We start from the raw sequence: 17,429 nt of genomic DNA on the forward strand, positions 1-17,429 counted from the left end.
TAAGCACCCAGCCACTCCATTACCGCAGCGCTTATTTTTCTGCTAGTGTGCGCAGCAGCAGGAGTTCGTCGATTCGACTGTTGGGCCAGGTAGGCAGTTTTTCTAGTGTGTTGCTCAACCAGGCTTGTGGGTCGAGGCCGTTCAGTTTGACAGTCCCAAGTAGCGCTTGAATCGCCGCAGCGCGCTGGCCTGCGCGCTCGCTGCCTGTAAATAACTAGTTCTTCTTTCCTATCGCAATCGGCCGAACGCAGTTTTCGACTGGATTGTTGTCAATAGGTGCGATGCTGCTGTCGGCGTAGCGTTCAAGCGCATCCCAGCACCGCAGGCTGACATGATCGCTTTCGCGATCGCGCCATTGGGGGCGGCTCTCGGTAGCGTTTCATTGAGCCAAATTTTTAACTCGACCAATTTGGGCTTGGCTTCTTTTTGCCGCAGCACATGCCGTTCTTCAACGCGACCGGACTTTGGCTGGGTTTGTGTAGATCAACGAATTTGCGCCACGCATGCGCCCAGCATGCCAGCTCGGTGACTCCCACTTTGAGCAGCGCCTTGTAACCGCAGTTTGTAGTGGCCCACTGATTTTGTCCGTCGATAAAGGGGTTTAAACTGTCAGCTAAGGCCGAGGTGTTGATGCAGAAGCTGGAAATATGAAAGGCCGCAAACCATCAGGTTGCGGCCTTCATTATTTTGGGTCAAGCAAGTTCTGCTCGGCCCAAGCAAAATTTGAAATAAAATCAGAGGCGATTCAATTCAAACGTTCACTGACCTGCCATTTGTGCCACCAAACGATCCACTTCGATCTCTGCATGCAAAATAGACTGAGCTAAGCGATCTCCCGCAAATTCATCGTACTCAACTGCAATCTGCCAGGTTTGAGTGATGCCAATGTAGGCAAATGCAGTAAAAACTGAAGATTCAACATGATTACTCGCCGCCATATGTCCATCTGCGTCATAGCCAAAATCACCTCTGGATGACAATAGTACTAGCTGCTTGCCGAGCTGACTTAATAATGGCCAATAAGGGGCTCCACTGCGGGTACGATCAAAACCGAAGGTCATTCCTACTCGTACGATATTATCGATATACGCCTTAAATTGCGCGGGTGGGCCAAAGTTATACATCGGCACACCCGCAATAATCAGATCGGCCTCTAGCAATTCATGAATAAGCAAGTCACTTTCAGCGAGGACTTCATTCATCCACAGTTCACGTGCTGCTGCCGGAGTAAATGCTGCATGCACCCATTTCCCCGTAATATGAGACGGCGGTGTGACACCAACGTCTCGATATATCACTTTGCCAGTTGGATTTTTATCCAGCCAGTTTTTCACAAAACGCGCGCTGAGACGGCGAGTGTGTGAACCATAAGGATCGGTTCCAGAAATTCCAGTTCGAGCACTCGAATCAAGATGTAATAAAGTAGCCATATTTAAAACTCCAATCATGATGGTAGTGAATTAAATTCATTCATGAGTCAGTTTGTTTTAATTTAAACTTAATTACAAACGAGAACTTCTACTGCTATAGATGAGTAAAATTCAGGTATATTTAATCAAATGAGACCTAAACTTGCCTCCCTTTCTGCTTTGCGTGCTTTTGAAGCCGCTGCGCGCTTAAGCAGTTTTAAACTCGCAGCAAATGAATTATCTGTTAGCCCCACAGCGGTTAGTCATCAAATTCGAGCATTAGAAGAAAGCTTGTCTTGTTTGCTGTTTGTGCGCAAAACGCGCGGTGTTGACTTAAGCGTCGAGGGCAAGTTGCTCTACACTGCAACACGGCAAGGTTTTGACTGTATTGCGGAGGGCATTGAGCGCATAAGAACAAGAAAACGTAGCACAGTCGTTCTTTCTGCTACGCCCGCGTTTACTGCAAAATGGTTGGTGCCGCGCATGGCGGCATTTCAAGAAGTTCATCCTGAAATTGATCTGCATATTCACGCATCGAATCAATTAGCCGATTTGCAATCAGGTACAATTGATTTAGCTATTCGTTATGGTCATGGAAGCTACAGTGATCTACATTCGGCATGGTTACTTCAAGCTCACTTCGCCCCTGTAGCCAGCCCACAACTTAAAGTCCGAAAACATTCAGACTTGATTCAACATCCATTGATTCACTTTGATTGGCATAAAGCGCCTCCGGAATGCTTAACGTGGGCAGGATGGGCGCGTAATGCAGGGATTTCCGAGCTGGATAGTAGCGCGGGAATTCGCTATTCAGATGAAAGCCACGCCATTCAAGCCACTATTGCTGGTCAGGGTATTGCACTGCTTAGTCTGGAACTGATCAAAGATGAAATAGCGATGGGTTTATTGGAGGCTAACGTAACGCCAATTATTGAAGGATTGAGCTACTACCTTGTACGCTCAGCACTGAAACCTACTTCTGCCGCTGTGGCGGCAGTTGAAGTATGGCTCATTCAGGCAGCCAGTCACGATTAGATATTCGTTTATATGCAGCCTAAAACTGAGTACACCATAAATAGTATGGGCACTAAACGTCGAGTGACCGCTTGGGCCGAGCAGCACAAGCATGCTCCCCCAATACTTAAGGCCGCAACCTGATGGTTAGCGGCCTCTCAATTTGCAACTGTCGGCATCGACACATCGGCCAAAGCGGTCGGACAATAATTACTCGGCTCACGTAAATCAGATGATGATCATCCGCAGCAATGGATCCTGTTCTAGTTAATAGAATTGAAAGACGAGGAGCCACCAGAAACCTGCATGTTGGCGAGTATTTTGACTTCGCTGTGAAGCGAATACTGCCAGCCGATCTGCAACTGATCGGCTGCGTTGATAATGCCAATGATTCCGCTGTGATTTACACCTACGGTTTTAGATATTTGGCGATTTCACGCGCAAAAGTCTCTTCTTTGTTTTTTCCTGTGCCAGTACTAAACCAAACGATGACCGTATCGCGAGCTGGTGAAACATACAAGCCCTGACCGCCAACACCGCCCTTGAACATATCCCCATCTTCAAAGATGGCATCCCATTGATAAGCATTACGCAGTTTTTCTACTGGAAATGATTCATTCATCAATTTGCCAAGATAAGCCTGAGCAAAAATCTCTGGCTTGCCTGCGGTTTGTATTTTGGTCACCACTTTTTTCGGCACGAGGTAGCCACCACTAGGGGTAAACGCCATTCCGAAGCGCGCCATATCCTGCAAATTTGAGTTGGTCGAGAAAAAATGCAGCGCATAACCCTGTGGCGAGGTCGCTACATAGCCATCGGCTTGTGCGCCCATCTTGCGCCAAATGCGTTGAGAGAAATATTCATTTAATGGCAGGCTCGTGATTTGCTCAACAATCCGATTAATCACAAACGTATTCATCGAGTTATATTCAAATGATTGATTACCCGGCTGCTTGCGCTGCATCGTACGCAGCACCTCCAGCGGCGTAGCATCACTCCCTCCGGGAGCCAGTCCCAAGCTGGCAGCCCACTTGTACCAAGCCTGATCTGGATTGGTGCGCGAATCATGATTGGGTTCATCATGCTCAGTTGAATTAAGCCCAGTCGCCATATCAACCGTTTGCTGCACGGTCACCGTATCCCAGACCGAGTCTTTCAATTCTTCAAGATAAAAGCTCTCCGGCCGACTCAACTCAACTTGCCCCTCCGCTTCCAGCATCGCCAGCAACGTAGCACCAATGACTTTTCCGCTAGAAAACCAATTGTGTTTATCGATGGGGCGCATGGTGTTATAGCGTTCAAACACCACTTTACCCCGCTGAACTACCATAAATGCATCGACTGGGTATTGATCCAAATGCTGATTCAGCGTTAACGTTTCACCGTTAACCGGCGCAGAAACGTCACCAATTGTAGGTTTGATCGACCGAGGCAGTGGTTTGATTTATCCATCGCGCAAGATCGGCGCGGTGGTATAAAAACGCGACATATTCTGCCAAACATAACGCGTTTCATTGCTAGGAAACTGGATTTTGACTTTATTTTCCGCTTTCGAAAAAAAGTCGCTAATAGAGTTCACCGTATTCATCGGCGTTTGTGCAACCAGCTTCGGAACTACATATGGCGGTGATGCTGACTCGCTTGCCAAGACTGGTTGAATTGAAGCGAGCAGCAAAGCAAATAGTGTGTAATTAGTAAATTTACTCATTGGATTTCCTTCATTAAACGGTCATAAGCTAATGGTGTGCGGCCTTTTTTTAAGCCTCAGAATCAACATTTTGATCATTATAATAGAGCTGGTCGGCCGATTAGCCTGCAACAGGCGAATGTCTACTTGGTGCGATGTGTCAGCTTGAAAAATGAAAGTCCGCAAACCATCAGGTCGCGGCCTTCATTATTTCGAGCCCAGGCCATGACTGTTCGGCCAAAACAGACCTTGTCAGCTTATTTATTTGGCTTGATTCTGCAATGATAGAATCACAAATTTAGCACCTAAGCCGAAGCAGGCTGTTGCTGGGCCGTGCAGTGAATTCCACCGCCACCTGCCGCAATGCCATCAATATTCAGCTGAATGATTTCTCGTTTAGGAAATAAATCACGCAATTTGTCTCGGGTATCACGATCAGTTTTACGGTCGCCAAATTCAGGGCTTAACACCGCGCCATTGCAGGCATAGAAATTGATATAACCAGCTGCAAATTCTTTCGTCTCATATTTAGAGCGCACGGTTTTCGGAGTAGTCAGGGTCATGATTTCTAATGGTCTCCCTTTCGCATCGGTCGCTCTTTTCAAAATCGCGAGGTGGCGGCGAGTGACATAGTATTCCTCTGAATTGCTATCATTATCCAGACCTGCAACAACAACCCCTGGGCTAGTAAAACGGGCATAAAAATCGGTATGCCCATCAGTAATATCTCGCCCAGCAATTCCAGGTAACCAGATGATTTTTTCTAAGCCGAGCAGGCGCTTTAGCTCACTTTCGCATTGCGCTTTGCTCAGATTAGGATTTCGATTGGGATTGAGTACGCAACTTTCGGTAATAATGGCAGTGCCTTCACCATCGACCTCAATTCCACCACCTTCAAGAATCAACCGAGTATGAAGCACATTTGCGCCGGTTTTATTGCCAACGAATTCTGCAATCAGGCGATCATTGTCATGCTCTTGTTTGTTGCCCCAGCCATTGAAATTAAAGTTAACCGCTCCTAACGCTCCTGAATTACTGCGAACAAATACAGGCCCTGTATCGCGCATCCATAAATCGTCAATTTCTTTGGCGAGCAGTTTAATGTTAGGGCTTACTTTTTTACTCAATTGATCATATTCATGCGGTCGAACCAACATCTGTACTGGTTCATAAGCCGCGATTGCGGTTGCGATATTGAGCAAATTGTCTTGCGCCACACGCATTAAGCGAGTCCCCCATACGTCTTCTGTTGCTCCGTATGCCATCCAAGTGCCTGAGTGTGGGTTAGCTTCATCTGGCATGCGCCACTGCTCGGTTGGCGCTGCCGACACAGATCGATTCAGCAAGCCGCCAATGCTGCCGACTAAAGCCGCTGCCACACTCGTTTTAATAAAATCGCGTCGTTGCATATTGCGCTCCTGCCCAAGTTCAAATGCGCGGTTCTTGCTGAGTGGTGCAGTGAATCCCACCACCACCAGCGGCAATCGGATCGATATCAAGCTGGATAATGGCGCGACCAGGGAATAATTCGCCCAAGCGTGCTTTGGCATTTGCATCGGCAACCGCATCGCCAAATTGAGGCGCAATCACCGCGCCATTAACGACATAAAAGTTAATATAGCCCGCAGCAAAATCTTTGTCGGAATACGTTTTTCTGATTATTGTCGGCGCTTCAAGCACGATGACTTGCAGTGGCCGGTTATCCGCATCCCTCGCTGCGCGCAAAATTTCTAAGTGTTTTCTCGTGACGGCGTAATCATAGGAGTCGGGGTCAGAATCTAAGTGTGCCACGACGACGCCAGGGCGCACAAAGCGGGCATAAAAATCAACATGGCCATCGGTGATGTCCTGTCCTGCGATACCTGGCAGCCAAATAATTTTGCGTAGCCCTAATTTAGTTTTCAATTCAGCTTCGATCTCGGATTTACTCATGCCTGGATTACGATTGGCATTGATCACGCTACTTTCAGTCAGGATTGCAGTTCCTTTGCCATCGACCTCGATACTACCGCCTTCAAGTACCAGTTTGGATTGAATCAGTTTTACATTCGCTCGCTGGGCAATTGCGGCCGCGATTTTGGCATCGTTACTGTAAGACTGCTTTTTACCCCAGCCATTAAAGTTAAAATTGACGGCGGCTTTTTGCCCCTTTTGATCGATGACAAATACAGGCCCCGTATCACGCAGCCATAGATCATCGAGCTCCTGCACGATCAAGTTGACTCGTGGATCTAGTTTTTGGCGTGCGATTGCAAAATCTTGCTCACGCACCAGCATATTGACCGGTTCATAAGCCACTATCGTATTCGCAATCCGCGCCAGCGTATCTTGGACAGGCGTCGACAAGGTACGACCCCAGATTTCCTCTTTGGCAACAAAAGCCATCCAAGTTGCGGCATGAGGATTTTGCTCATCAGGCATTTTCCACTGCAACTCGCTACTCGCAGGGCTGGGCTCAATGCTGGGTGATGGGATTGGCGTAGTCATAATGGGATTGCTAGTCGAGTCGCTACCCCCACCACCACAGGCGCATAAACTGAGGCTCATCGCCAACATACAAGCTGTTTTTAGATCGAATGGAAGAGAGAATGCAGAATGATTCATGACGCTGACCTTTAATAATTAAACCGAGATGGCTATTGTGCTGTAGGCCAGACTTGATGAATACTGATGTTTATTGCATGAATTGATTAGGTTTTCTCACATGTCTGCCACTCGAATACCTTCGCTGAAACTACTCACTGGATTTGAAGCTGCTGCACGATTGGGCAGTTTTGCCAGAGCTGCGGATGAATTATTTTTATCCCAATCTGCGATTAGCCATCAGATTAATGAGTTGGAAACACAAATTGGTCAGCCCCTATTTCATCGGGTGGGACGTGGTGTCGAGCTAACGGTAGCAGGTGAAGTGCTACAGCGGAGTGTGCGCCTATCCATAGAAACATTACGCAATGGTCTAGGCAGCATTGCCACCTATTTGGATCCGGGCTTGGTGTCTATTGTTTGTCCAGCGCCGGTGTTACATGGCTGGTTGCAACCGCGCCTCAATCTCTTACTTGAACACATCCCGAGCCTGTGCCCAGTGCTGTCGACCGATGAATCGGCACGTTTCATTGACGAACTGGATGTGGATATTGCGATTTTTGAGCGACCATTACAGCAGCCTGGCTTGCTCGAAGTGCCATTACTACAAGATCAATGGTTGACCGTTGCTCGCACAGATGTTGCAAATCAACTCGCCCAATACCCGAAAGCGCAACATCACTTGCATACTGCACTCATTTGTTTGGAGGAAAATTTGAGCAACATCAATACTGCTCGGTTTTTTCGCGAAGATTTGCAGCACTTCCGTAAGCGGGGTATTTATGATGATCCGCGTTTATTGCTTGATGCGGCCTTACGGGGTCAAGGCATTGCGTGCATTTCATATCTAACGGCGCAAGAGGATATTGAGAATGGGCGTTTGCAAGTGCTACCTGAATATCCGACGCTATCAGGCAACATTTGGTGGATTTCACGCACAGCAGAAACGCCACGTGCAAAAATAGTGACCGAGATTTTTGACTGGTTATTATCACAAAGTAGCCGCAATCAACTTGATTCTGCATGATGTGGCGTGATGCATGTTTGATTTAGCAGTTATCCACATCGGACGATGCGTCAATTCGAAAACCGTAACAACGAAAGGCAGCTAACCATCAGGTTGTAGCCTCCATCATTTTGTTTTTGCACCTGAGCTACTCGGCCTTAGCGGACGTTCATTGCTGCATGAACGATGAAATTATCTAGCCAGATTTTTCAGTGCTAGGGAGGGCGGGGCCTCCTGTTGATGTTTTACCATCTGCATCTTTACCCATATCCCCAATGCCAATGCTGATGGTAATCACGGCGCCTCTCAGATCAGTATTACCTTTCACCTTAAATATTAACCATCACCCGCGTTCAAGCCGCTTTGCTCGTTAAGGGGGGCGTAAACCAGAAAAAACACTACTCGCAAACAAAAAGTCAACAGACCCCGGCGTAAATCGTCAATTGAAAATCAGTTGACTTACGATATAATTCTTTCGTACTTGCAGTTTTGCGAAGGTTTTTTGGAAGATTGACTAAAAGGTGACTTTAATTATGCAAAATAATATGACGATGGGCGCGCGCTTAAAATCTAGCGTTGTGATTGCTTCTTTAGTTCTGTTTGCAGGCTGTGCGACGAACAACGAATCGCTGCAAATCCAAGCGGGTAAAATCGAACAAATCTCTGATGTACAAATCACAAGCGGCCGCCAATTGGGTGTGGGTGCAATCGTTGGTGCGGGTGCAGGTGGTCTATTGGGGTCATTGGTGGGCGGTGGTACTGGCCGTGATGTTGCAATTGTAGCGGGTGCGGTTGGCGGTGCAGTTGCTGGTAGCACGATTGAAAGAAATTTCAACGACAAAGAGCCAACGCAGCAAGTGGTTGTGCGCGTTGAAAGTGGCGTGCTGGTAGTGGTGGATCAGCAGCCTGCTGATCGTAGCTTGCGCGTTGGTCAGCAAGTCTTTATTGAAGGACGAGGCAACAACGCACGGATTGCACCACGCCAATAATTGCAATGTATATGTAAAAAAGGCACGAATGATTTCGTGCCTTTTTTAATGGACATTTGAATATGGGCGTTACATTTAAATACCTAGGGTCTGTTGATGTTTCACATCGGCAACGGCTTTGTTGCACAAATCGGTATGAGCACCAGTTTCCCCAAAACCCCAGACGGATTCATCCTATCCCGCTCGCACCCTAATGGGTGTCCGCCACAGCTTCGCGCGCGGCAATGACGTTATGAAGACCGAATTGGGTCATAAATAATTAAATAATGAAGGCCGCAACCTGGTGGATTGCGGCCTTTCGATTTTCAGACTTCGGTATCGATAGATCGGGCTAAGCAGACCTTCTAAAAAATAAGTATCTGTTTAAACTTTTGTCTCAAGCGTTGGCTATATTTTTTGATGACTTTTAATGTTTGGCTCGATGTCGATTCGCTTCATCCGAATACCTGCATATGCAATAGCGACAGTGAGCAGCGGACTGATAAAGCAGAAGAAAGCAAATGGCGCGTAGCTCCACGTTGCCACACCTAAAGTCGCGGCCATATAGGCACCGCAGCTATTCCATGGAATCAAGGCTGATGTTGGTGTGGCGGTATCACCCACGGCGCGTGACAAAACCACAGGCGCAAGCCCACGCTTGGCAAATGCGTTTTTGAACATACGCCCTGGTAGCACAATCGCAATGTATTGATCGGCAGTAATGACATTGGTGGCAAAAATTGATCCTGCGAGCGAAGCCACCAGTGCGCCATTGGTTTTGGCCTTTTCGATAATTGGCGTGATTAAGCGATCCAGTACACCCGCTTTTTCAACCACGCCACCGAATGCCAATGCCGTGACAATTAACCAGATGGTATTGAGCATGCTGTCCATACCACCGCGCGTTGCCAGTAAATCCATTGGGGCAAAACCAGTGGTAGAGGTATAGCCACTCGCTAAAGCCAACCAAACACCTTTGAATAAAGCTAGCGCAGCGGGTAAGTTGCCAGCATCAGCAAAGGCAATGACCCGTTCGGGTGCAACAAAAACTGCAAGTACACCACCAGCAATCGCGCCGATGAAAATCGCCGTAAATGCGGATACGCGAAAAGCGGCAAGTACAATCACAACGACCAAGGGAATGAACAGCACTGGCGTAATATGAAAGGCACTACTGATTGCAAGCATTTTTTCGGTAGCATCAAAGTCACCTGGTTTGCCTAAAAAGAAAAATAAACTCAGCGTGAGTGTCAGCGCGACGAGCGAAGTTAGAAAAGTTTCACGGACATGCTCGTACAACGGAACACCTGCCGCAGCGGCTGATAAATTAGCTGAGTCAGAAAGTGGCGATGATTTATCGCCAAAATATGCGCCCGAAATCACCGCACCGGCGGCAATCGCGGGATTTAGCCCCATGCTGATCGCAATTCCCATAAAGCCTACACCAATCGTGCCAACCACTGTCCAGGAGCTACCGATACTAAGCGACAAAATCGCAGTGACTGCACAGGCGGTAACAAAGAAATAGTTCGGGCTGAGTAGCTGTAAGCCATAGTAAACCATCGCAACCAAGGTGCCGCTCATCGCCCAAGTGCCAATCAAAGCGCCAACAGCAAACAGGATAAAAATCGCTCCGATACCGGTCGATACACTATCGGTTGCCGCCTTGCCCAGTGAATCTAATGTGTGGCCGCGACGTTTACCAATCAACACTGCAATCATTGTTGCGACGACCAGTGCCACTTGATTAGGACCCATTGCGCCAGCATCACCAAATAAAAAATACGACAAGCCAACTAATAAAATCAGTGCAGCGACGGGGATGATTGCTTCGGTCAATGTGAGGGGCTGAATAGAATCTGGCTGTTTCATAATGAACTCATTTTGGGGTGTGTATTTAATGTTAAATAAAATTTAAATAATTACAAATTTCTTCCGGCTTTTGTTGTTGCACAGTAAATTCTAGACTATGTTTCTTGCGCCTCTGTTATTTTTAGTAATCTTGTCTCTCTATTGCACCAGCTAATCGGCGCAAATTTTCCAGTAAATTAGCAGTTAAGCAATAGGCAACATAAATTTTATACAAACGACACTTTATTGATGCAGATCAACAAAGTGAGCAAGTCTTGACTGTTACATAACTGACTAGGCGATTTTTAGAATTTAAAATATGGATTTATATATTTTCTAGACTAGTCTTTACTGGCGGAAAGAGAAGAAATTTTTAAATCAATAAAATTTAATACTTGGAGCGATTTACAAATGAGAATCAGTTCACTTGCATTGGCCATTTCAGTTCTTGGCATTAGTAATCTTTATGCGGCAGGCGGTAGTGCCGTACAACCACAATCTACGCACAATGTAGTCGATGAACACTTTCACCCGCAGGGTAAATTGCCATCTAAATTTACGCTTGAATTGCGCTACGGTATTAAAAAATTACTGCCATTTGAAGATCAGCGCGATTTTGCTGAAGCAAAAAAAGGGTTTATTGCTGCACCGCCGTTTACCAAAATCATGGCAGATGCAGGCCACGTAGCTTGGGATATGGGTAGCTATGAGTGGCTACTGAATGGGAAAGAATTTGACAGTATTCACCCATCGTTACAGCGCCAAGCTATTCTAAATATGGCTTACGGCCTTTATGAAGTATTACCTGGAAAAATATATCAGGTACGCGGTTTTGACCTAGCAAATATTACTTTTATTAAAGGTGAAACGGGTTGGATTGTTTTTGATCCGCTAACCGCCAAAGAAACCGCCCGTGCTGCTTTAGATTTTATCAATCAAAAGCTGGGTGAGCGTCCTGTTCTTGGCGTGGTTTATTCTCATTCACACGTAGACCATTTTGGTGGAGTACGCGGGATTGTCGATGAAGCGGATGTGATTAGTGGCAAAGTAAAAATCATTGCGCCCGAAGGATTTTTAGAAGCGGCAATTTCTGAAAATGTATTTACTGGCAATGCAATGTCAAGACGAACGCAGTATCAATACGCGGTATTACTCGCTCGCAGCCCATTTGGGCACGTTGACCAATCGATTGGTAAAAACGTGGCAGCAGGGAATGTTGGCTTAATTCCACCTAATGTGTTGATTAGTAAAGATTTTGAAGAGATTACGCTTGACGGCGTAAAAATGGTGTTCCAAAACACCCCTGATACAGAAGCGCCAGTTGAAATGAACACTTACTTTCCGCAGTTCAAAGCATTTTGGGCCGCAGAAAACATAACAGGCACAATTCACAATATTTATACTTTACGGGGCGCTCCGGTTCGTAATGCGTTGAATTGGTCTAAGCAAATTAATAATGCGCTCTATAAATTTGGCCAAGAAGCCGAAATTATGTTTGCTTCACACAGTTGGCCACGCTGGGGTAATGATCGAGTTCAAGAAGTGATGCGCACGCAGCGAGACACCTATGCTAATTTGAATAATCAATCACTACACTATGCAAATACGGGTGTTACGATTAACCAGATTCAAAATGTATATAAACTCCCAGACAGTTTATTTAAACAATGGTCTGCGCATAGCTATCATGGCTCAGAACAGCATAATAGCCGTGGTGTTATTAATCGTTTCCTTGGTTATTGGGATGGTAACCCAGCAACACTCGTTCCACTTTCGCCAGAAGTGTCTGCACCCCTCTATGTAAAAATGATGGGTGGATCAGCTAAAATTTTAAGTGAAAGTAAGGCGCTTTATAAACAAGGCAAGTATTTGGAAGCCTCTGAAATTCTAAATAAACTTACCTTGGCTGAGCCAAGCAATACTACGGCTAAAAACCTGCTTGCTGATGTTTATGAGCAGCTTGGCTATCAAAAAGAAAGCCCAAGCCTACGTAATAGTTTCCTGCAAGGTGCCTATGAATTGCGTTCGGGATTACCTGGTGGCGTTCCAGTTCAATCATCTGGGCCTGATGTGGTCCGCGCGATGTCAACAGAAAATTGGCTTGATTTCTTGGCAATCAGTGTCGATCCACGGAAAGCGGATGGTTTGAATTTCACAATTAATTTAGTCACCCCAGACAACGGAGAGAAATATTTAATTGAGATGAGTAATGCAACATTAACAAGTATTAAATCGGTGCAATCTAAAACGCCCAACCTAACGATCACACTGAATCGTACGGCATTAAATGAAGTCATGATGGGGGTTAGTTCTTTTGACGATTTAATTAGTGCTGGCAAAGCTAAATTTGAAGGTGACCGCAAACCGTTTGATCAACTTCGCGGGCTTATGGTTAGTTTCACGCCCAACTTTGAAATTGTACCTGGTAGCGCAGCAAGAAATAAACAAGCTCAGAAGAAACAGAAACCATTTGAATTGCCAGATATGATTCCAGCGCAAGACGAATAAAATTACTATTTGTTTTTTTGGAAAGCTATATCCATAAAAGGTGCGTGACGTTTACTTTGATGAAGTCACTTGATTTACGGTAAATTTCACGCTCAATTTATTTTATAGCTACGTAATAAGAATACGATAATAATTTCTATACTTCATATGCTTGCGGGAAATTGATATGAATAAAACTAATCGTTGAATACGCGGGAGCAATTTACTTAATTCCTTAAAGATTGCACAATGAAAAAAAATATCCGAGGCATAAAACGCATCATGACTTTAGCGGGTTGCAGCTTATGTGCAATTTCGAGTCCATTTGTGCAAGCTGGTGGTTTACTACTTTATGAAATCGGTACTGCAGATACTGGCTTGGCATCGGCAGGTTACACTGCTCGCGCCCAAGATGCAGCGACAGTTTTCACCAATCCGGCAGGTATGACTCGTCTAGATGGCGATCAAGTCACTGTCGGATTGCAAGCACTCTATGGCCGAAGCAGCTTTGAAGTAGATCCGTCGGGAACCTCGCCTCGATTAGGCATGAATGGCGGCGGCAATGCCATAGGCTGGCTTCCGGGTGGAGGGGTATTTTACTCACACAGTATTTCGCCCGATTTGAAAATAGGCGTGGCTGCGACGGGTAACTTTGGACTTGCTGTGAAATACGATAACGATTGGGCTGGCCGCTACCGCACTCAAGAAGCAACACTAATGGGGATTTCTTTAGTGCCTGCAGCAGCCTACCGCATCAATGAAAACCTATCGATTGGCGCATCAATGAACATTATGCGCGGCATCTTTAAAACCAAAGTCGGCATCAATAATCTGATTGGCTCTGATGGTCAACTAGAGCTGAGCGATAACGTTTGGGGATTGGGCGGCAATCTGGGCTTACTCTACGAATTCGACCCCAGTACGCGAGTCGGCCTAAACTATAATTCACAAATCAAACTCGATTACAGCGCACAGCCAAAGTGGAATGGTATTGGTAGAGGATTAAATACATTACTCGGTGCTACTGGGCTTAATAACGCAAGGGTCGACCTTGGTGTCACCGTTCCTCAGGGTGTTAACGTAGGTCTCTACCATGATATTTCACCACAAATGGCTATTCTAGCTAGCGTTGGCTGGCAACAGTGGTCGAAATTTGGAGAGGTCGATGTTGGGGTCGACTCAAACAATCCGATTTCCTTAACCACTAACCGAGACTTTAAAGATACTTATCATGCAGCTCTTGGCGGTCAGTATCGCCTTAATCAGCGTTTGATGCTAATGAGCGGGATTGCATATGACAGCGAATTCCAAGATAGCAACAACATCGGCCCAGCTATACCAACCAATGACACATGGCGCTTTGGTGTCGGAGCGCAGATTGAAGAATCTAAAGTAATGAATTGGGGCATCAATGTTGAATATATGTACGCTGGTTCACTTAAAACCAATTTATCTGGTGTTTCACCGATAGTAGGCGCTAGAGGAAATCTAAAAGGGGAATACAAGCAACCAGCAGGAATTCTTTTTTTAGGACTGAATCTGAATTACAAACTTTAAATTAATCCAACGGCATATTGTTATGTGGAATCGTGGGGAGTAATTGAAACTAATAACCACTTTACCATGCCTGGTGAGCTATCGATCAATGCCTTCCAAGCCAAACACCAAATTCACTTCATTCTATATAATTAATCGAAATAAAATGACTTCATACCTTCTAAGGAACACCAAACTTAATCCGCCATTCCAGGAGTTCATTGATCGATGACAACAGATGCACATACACACCACGAGTATATGCTTGAGGCTCTTGCGCAAGCCAAGCTCGCACTTGACGCGGGGAATTTGCCGATTGGTGCGGTGATTGTCCACGAAGGTCGAATTATTGCTGCAGGGCACAATAGAATTGATACGCCAGCGAATGACACGCAGCACGCCGAACTAACTGCGATTCAAAGCATTGCGCCATTCTTAGCAGAACATAAACATCAATGCACAATTTACACGACGTTAGAGCCTTGCATGATGTGCTTGGGTGCGATTATCAATGTTGGCATTGATAATATTGTGGTCGGTGTCGCAGATCGCTTAGTCGGCGCTATCGGGCTGTTACCGCATGGTGAGTATTATCAGTACAAGCTCAACAACATGCATGTTGTTAGGGAAATTCTAGAGAAGGAGTCCCAAGCTCTACTTAATGAATACGTGCGCAACAAGGGAGTTCGGCAGCATTTGGCGATAGAAATCGAATAAATACTGGAAAAAGCCCACCAAAGCCGATAAACCCAACCGGTATACAAACTAAAGAACAATGAAATAAGGATTCATAGGGTCGGCTCAAGTCTAATCCGGCGCGTGGAGTGTAATCGCTCAAAAATTCCGGCCATCGAAGAGGAAATTTTGACCGTCCACTGGGGCCGAACAGCTTTGGTAGAAACCTGAAGTGATTCAGGCCGCAACCTGATGGTTCGCGGCCATTCATTTTTCAACCTTCTGCATCGACACATCGGCCAAAGCGGACTTTTAGATGTGTATTGAAATCAGTTCAGGCTCCCTGATTTCTTGGGGGTTGCTTGATGCGAGTTTTACTTTATGGATTGTGAAATAAATCACAGCCAATTAAACAAGTAATTCGTCATTTTGCCGTAATATGCTGCATTTATCGTAAGCTATTGATTCAAAATGAACCTCAGCGATCTGCTTGCCTCCTTTGCTTCTGCTTTCAATCAAGAAACGCGTTTAATTTCACTGCAACTCGGCGACGGTGCGGCTTGGGGTGAGCAGCTTTTGCCGCAATCGGTAACGGGGCGCGAAGGGGTGAATCAGGCTTATCGCTACCAAATCGATTGTCTGTCGCCCGCCAACGACATCGAGTTGAAATCCTTGCTCGGCCTGCCAGTTGTGCTGAGCGTGGCGGATGCCAATGGTGACGCGATTGAGCGTTGCGGCGTCGTTTCGCAAGCGCAGATGCTCGGCTCGGATGGTGGTTTCGCGAAGTATCAACTGATCGTCGAACCGCCGTTCGCACTGCTGCGCCATCGGCGAACTTCGCGCGTGTTTCAGGATTTGTCGGTTCCCGATATCGTCAAGCAAGTGCTGGGCGAGCATCAAGCGAATAATTCGGTGTTTGCTGCGGTGCAAACGCTGGATTTCAAACTCAGCGGCGAGCATTTACAGCGCTCTTATTGCTTGCAATACCGTGAATCGGATTACGATTTTTTAGTGCGTTTGATGCACGAAGAAGGCCTCGCTTGGCGCTTTGAACATTTACCCGCAGATTCCCCGCAAGTGCAATTAGTCGTGTTTGACGACGCGTTTGCCATACCCGAAGCCTTGGATAGCCAAGTGCGTTTTCATCGCGCCGATGCGACTGAAGAAACCGATGCACTGACGCAATGGACCAGCCAGCGCCAAGTCGGCAGCAATCGCGTGTCGCTGGCTAGTTTTGATTACAAAGCAGTCAATACGCAACACAGCGGCGATGACAGCGCGGTGGATCAAGGCGACGGCGGGCAGCAAATCCAAAGCAGCTTTGAAGATTACGACCCGCAAAGCCTGTATTACGCGGGCGACACCGAGCAACTCAGCCGCTACGCGCAACTGCGCCAGCAAGCACACGATGGTCAAAAGAAATCTTTCAGCGGCAGCGGTACATTGCGCAGCTTGCAAGCAGGGCAATGGTTCCGGCTGGAAGATCATCCCGCGCATGAATGGGATAGCGCCGAGCAACGCGAGTTTGCGATTACCGAGCTGAACTTTGTTGCGAATAACAATCTGCCGCATGATTTAACACAGCAACTCTTGCAAGTGGCACCAAGTTTATTGAATTCCGTAGGAGCGGGCTCGCCCGCGAATGCCTCGCCAATGAATGGCGCCGTTGTTAACAATAAAAATAATACGCCTCTGCCGTATCAGGCGGAATTCACCGCACAGCGACGTGGCCAGCCCATTACCCCTGCTTTTAATTTAAACGGTACCGATAGCGAACAACTCGCCAAGCCCAAATCACGCGGCGTACAAACGGCGACGGTGGTCGGCACAGGCGGCGATGCCGATGAAGTTCACACCGACGAACTCGGTCGCATTAAAGTGCAGTTCCACTGGCAGCGCCAAAGCGAACATGCCAGCTTCGGCGCAAATCTTGACGATAAATCTTCCTGCTGGATCCGCGTCGCCTATCCAAGCGCAGGCGCAGGCTGGGGTCATCAATTCATTCCGCGCGTTGGCCAAGAAGTGCTGGTCGACTTCATCGAAGGCGATATTGACCGCCCGATTGTTACGGGCGTCGTCTACAACGGCAGCCACCCGACGCCAACGTTTAGCGGCGCAGGCGCGCTGCCAGCGAACAAAGCACTGTCGGGCATCAAAACCAAAGAACATGCCGGCGGCCAATATGGCGAACTGTTGTTCGACGACAGCACTGG

General features: G+C 46.8%; 16 protein-coding genes. 7 read left to right on the forward strand and 9 right to left on the reverse strand.

Annotated features, from left to right (window positions below):
• Positions 1–31 precede the first annotated feature (31 nt).
• The 4 genes from Q320_RS22200 to Q320_RS0105600 form a co-directional block, all read right to left on the reverse strand.
• Positions 32–172, reverse strand: coding sequence for a transposase domain-containing protein (locus tag Q320_RS22200; RefSeq protein ID WP_084282381.1), 141 nt, complete (start codon positions 170–172; stop codon positions 32–34).
• Between the two features lie 42 nt (positions 173–214).
• Positions 215–325, reverse strand: coding sequence for an IS66 family transposase (locus Q320_RS22205; protein ID WP_084282395.1), 111 nt, complete (start codon positions 323–325; stop codon positions 215–217).
• 70 nt (positions 326–395) lie between these two features.
• Entirely contained in the window at positions 396–647 is a 252-nt protein-coding gene (locus Q320_RS22210; protein ID WP_156938993.1) for an IS66 family transposase, read from the reverse strand.
• Between the two features lie 111 nt (positions 648–758).
• A complete protein-coding gene (locus Q320_RS0105600; protein WP_027468190.1) occupies positions 759–1,430 on the reverse strand; it encodes an FMN-dependent NADH-azoreductase in 672 nt (223 codons plus the stop codon).
• A 129-nt stretch (positions 1,431–1,559) separates the two neighbouring features.
• Here Q320_RS0105600 and Q320_RS0105605 point away from each other — a divergent pair, with 129 nt between their 5' ends.
• Entirely contained in the window at positions 1,560–2,444 is an 885-nt protein-coding gene (locus Q320_RS0105605; protein WP_027468191.1) for a LysR substrate-binding domain-containing protein, read from the forward strand.
• A gap of 388 nt (positions 2,445–2,832) precedes the next feature.
• Here the strand turns inward: Q320_RS0105605 and Q320_RS18625 are convergent, their stop codons facing one another.
• The 4 genes from Q320_RS18625 to Q320_RS18630 all read right to left on the reverse strand — a co-directional run bounded on the left by Q320_RS18625 (position 2,833) and on the right by Q320_RS18630 (position 6,714).
• Positions 2,833–3,780, reverse strand: coding sequence for a serine hydrolase domain-containing protein (locus Q320_RS18625; RefSeq protein ID WP_211251175.1), 948 nt, complete (start codon positions 3,778–3,780; stop codon positions 2,833–2,835).
• Between the two features lie 87 nt (positions 3,781–3,867).
• Positions 3,868–4,131 carry a hypothetical protein gene (locus Q320_RS21805; protein ID WP_211251176.1) on the reverse strand — a complete coding sequence of 88 codons (264 nt, stop codon included), beginning with the start codon at positions 4,129–4,131 and terminating at the stop codon, positions 3,868–3,870.
• Positions 4,132–4,415: 284 nt separating this feature from the next.
• Complete coding sequence (locus Q320_RS0105615; RefSeq protein WP_027468192.1) at positions 4,416–5,519, reverse strand: agmatine deiminase family protein; 1,104 nt, start codon at positions 5,517–5,519, stop codon at positions 4,416–4,418.
• A 19-nt stretch (positions 5,520–5,538) separates the two neighbouring features.
• Positions 5,539–6,714 (reverse strand): agmatine deiminase family protein, encoded by a 1,176-nt coding sequence (locus Q320_RS18630; protein ID WP_245590969.1) that lies wholly within the window; start codon positions 6,712–6,714, stop codon positions 5,539–5,541.
• 100 nt (positions 6,715–6,814) lie between these two features.
• Between Q320_RS18630 and Q320_RS0105625 the strand changes: the two genes are divergently transcribed.
• Together Q320_RS0105625 and Q320_RS0105630 are read left to right on the forward strand one after the other, a co-directional pair.
• Complete coding sequence (locus Q320_RS0105625; RefSeq protein ID WP_027468193.1) at positions 6,815–7,720, forward strand: LysR family transcriptional regulator; 906 nt, start codon at positions 6,815–6,817, stop codon at positions 7,718–7,720.
• Positions 7,721–8,232: 512 nt separating this feature from the next.
• Complete coding sequence (locus tag Q320_RS0105630) at positions 8,233–8,688, forward strand: glycine zipper 2TM domain-containing protein (protein WP_051534500.1); 456 nt, start codon at positions 8,233–8,235, stop codon at positions 8,686–8,688.
• A 387-nt stretch (positions 8,689–9,075) separates the two neighbouring features.
• On the opposite strand, the gene Q320_RS18635 is transcribed toward Q320_RS0105630, so the two are convergent.
• Positions 9,076–10,539: a Na+/H+ antiporter NhaC family protein gene (locus Q320_RS18635; RefSeq protein WP_035852370.1), complete on the reverse strand. Its 1,464-nt coding sequence runs from the start codon at positions 10,537–10,539 to the stop codon at positions 9,076–9,078.
• A 390-nt stretch (positions 10,540–10,929) separates the two neighbouring features.
• Between Q320_RS18635 and Q320_RS0105640 the strand changes: the two genes are divergently transcribed.
• From Q320_RS0105640 to Q320_RS0105655, 4 genes are all read left to right on the forward strand, one after another.
• Entirely contained in the window at positions 10,930–13,026 is a 2,097-nt protein-coding gene (locus Q320_RS0105640) for an alkyl/aryl-sulfatase (protein WP_035852381.1), read from the forward strand.
• 228 nt (positions 13,027–13,254) lie between these two features.
• Positions 13,255–14,562 carry an OmpP1/FadL family transporter gene (locus Q320_RS18640; protein ID WP_084282383.1) on the forward strand — a complete coding sequence of 436 codons (1,308 nt, stop codon included), beginning with the start codon at positions 13,255–13,257 and terminating at the stop codon, positions 14,560–14,562.
• Between the two features lie 207 nt (positions 14,563–14,769).
• Entirely contained in the window at positions 14,770–15,258 is a 489-nt protein-coding gene (locus Q320_RS0105650; protein WP_027468196.1) for a nucleoside deaminase, read from the forward strand.
• 429 nt (positions 15,259–15,687) lie between these two features.
• On the forward strand, positions 15,688–17,429 hold a 1,742-nt coding region (locus Q320_RS0105655; RefSeq protein WP_035852384.1), incomplete at its 3' end, for a type VI secretion system Vgr family protein.

The organism is Deefgea rivuli DSM 18356, from assembly GCF_000620145.1.
Taxonomy (GTDB): Bacteria; Pseudomonadota; Gammaproteobacteria; order Burkholderiales; family Chitinibacteraceae; genus Deefgea; species Deefgea rivuli.

Bases quoted from the DNA above. Each gene is read 5' to 3' on its own strand.
- Q320_RS0105600 (WP_027468190.1), bottom strand. From the start codon at position 1,430: ATGGCTACTTTATTACATCTTGATTCGAGTGCTCGAACTGGAATTTCT.
- Q320_RS0105605 (WP_027468191.1), top strand. From the start codon at position 1,560: ATGAGACCTAAACTTGCCTCCCTTTCTGCTTTGCGTGCTTTTGAAGCC.
- Q320_RS21805 (WP_211251176.1), bottom strand. From the start codon at position 4,131: ATGAGTAAATTTACTAATTACACACTATTTGCTTTGCTGCTCGCTTCA.
- Q320_RS0105615 (WP_027468192.1), bottom strand. From the start codon at position 5,519: ATGCAACGACGCGATTTTATTAAAACGAGTGTGGCAGCGGCTTTAGTC.
- Q320_RS18630 (WP_245590969.1), bottom strand. From the start codon at position 6,714: ATGAATCATTCTGCATTCTCTCTTCCATTCGATCTAAAAACAGCTTGT.
- Q320_RS0105625 (WP_027468193.1), top strand. From the start codon at position 6,815: ATGTCTGCCACTCGAATACCTTCGCTGAAACTACTCACTGGATTTGAA.
- Q320_RS0105630 (WP_051534500.1), top strand. From the start codon at position 8,233: ATGCAAAATAATATGACGATGGGCGCGCGCTTAAAATCTAGCGTTGTG.
- Q320_RS18635 (WP_035852370.1), bottom strand. From the start codon at position 10,539: ATGAAACAGCCAGATTCTATTCAGCCCCTCACATTGACCGAAGCAATC.
- Q320_RS0105640 (WP_035852381.1), top strand. From the start codon at position 10,930: ATGAGAATCAGTTCACTTGCATTGGCCATTTCAGTTCTTGGCATTAGT.
- Q320_RS18640 (WP_084282383.1), top strand. From the start codon at position 13,255: ATGAAAAAAAATATCCGAGGCATAAAACGCATCATGACTTTAGCGGGT.
- Q320_RS0105650 (WP_027468196.1), top strand. From the start codon at position 14,770: ATGACAACAGATGCACATACACACCACGAGTATATGCTTGAGGCTCTT.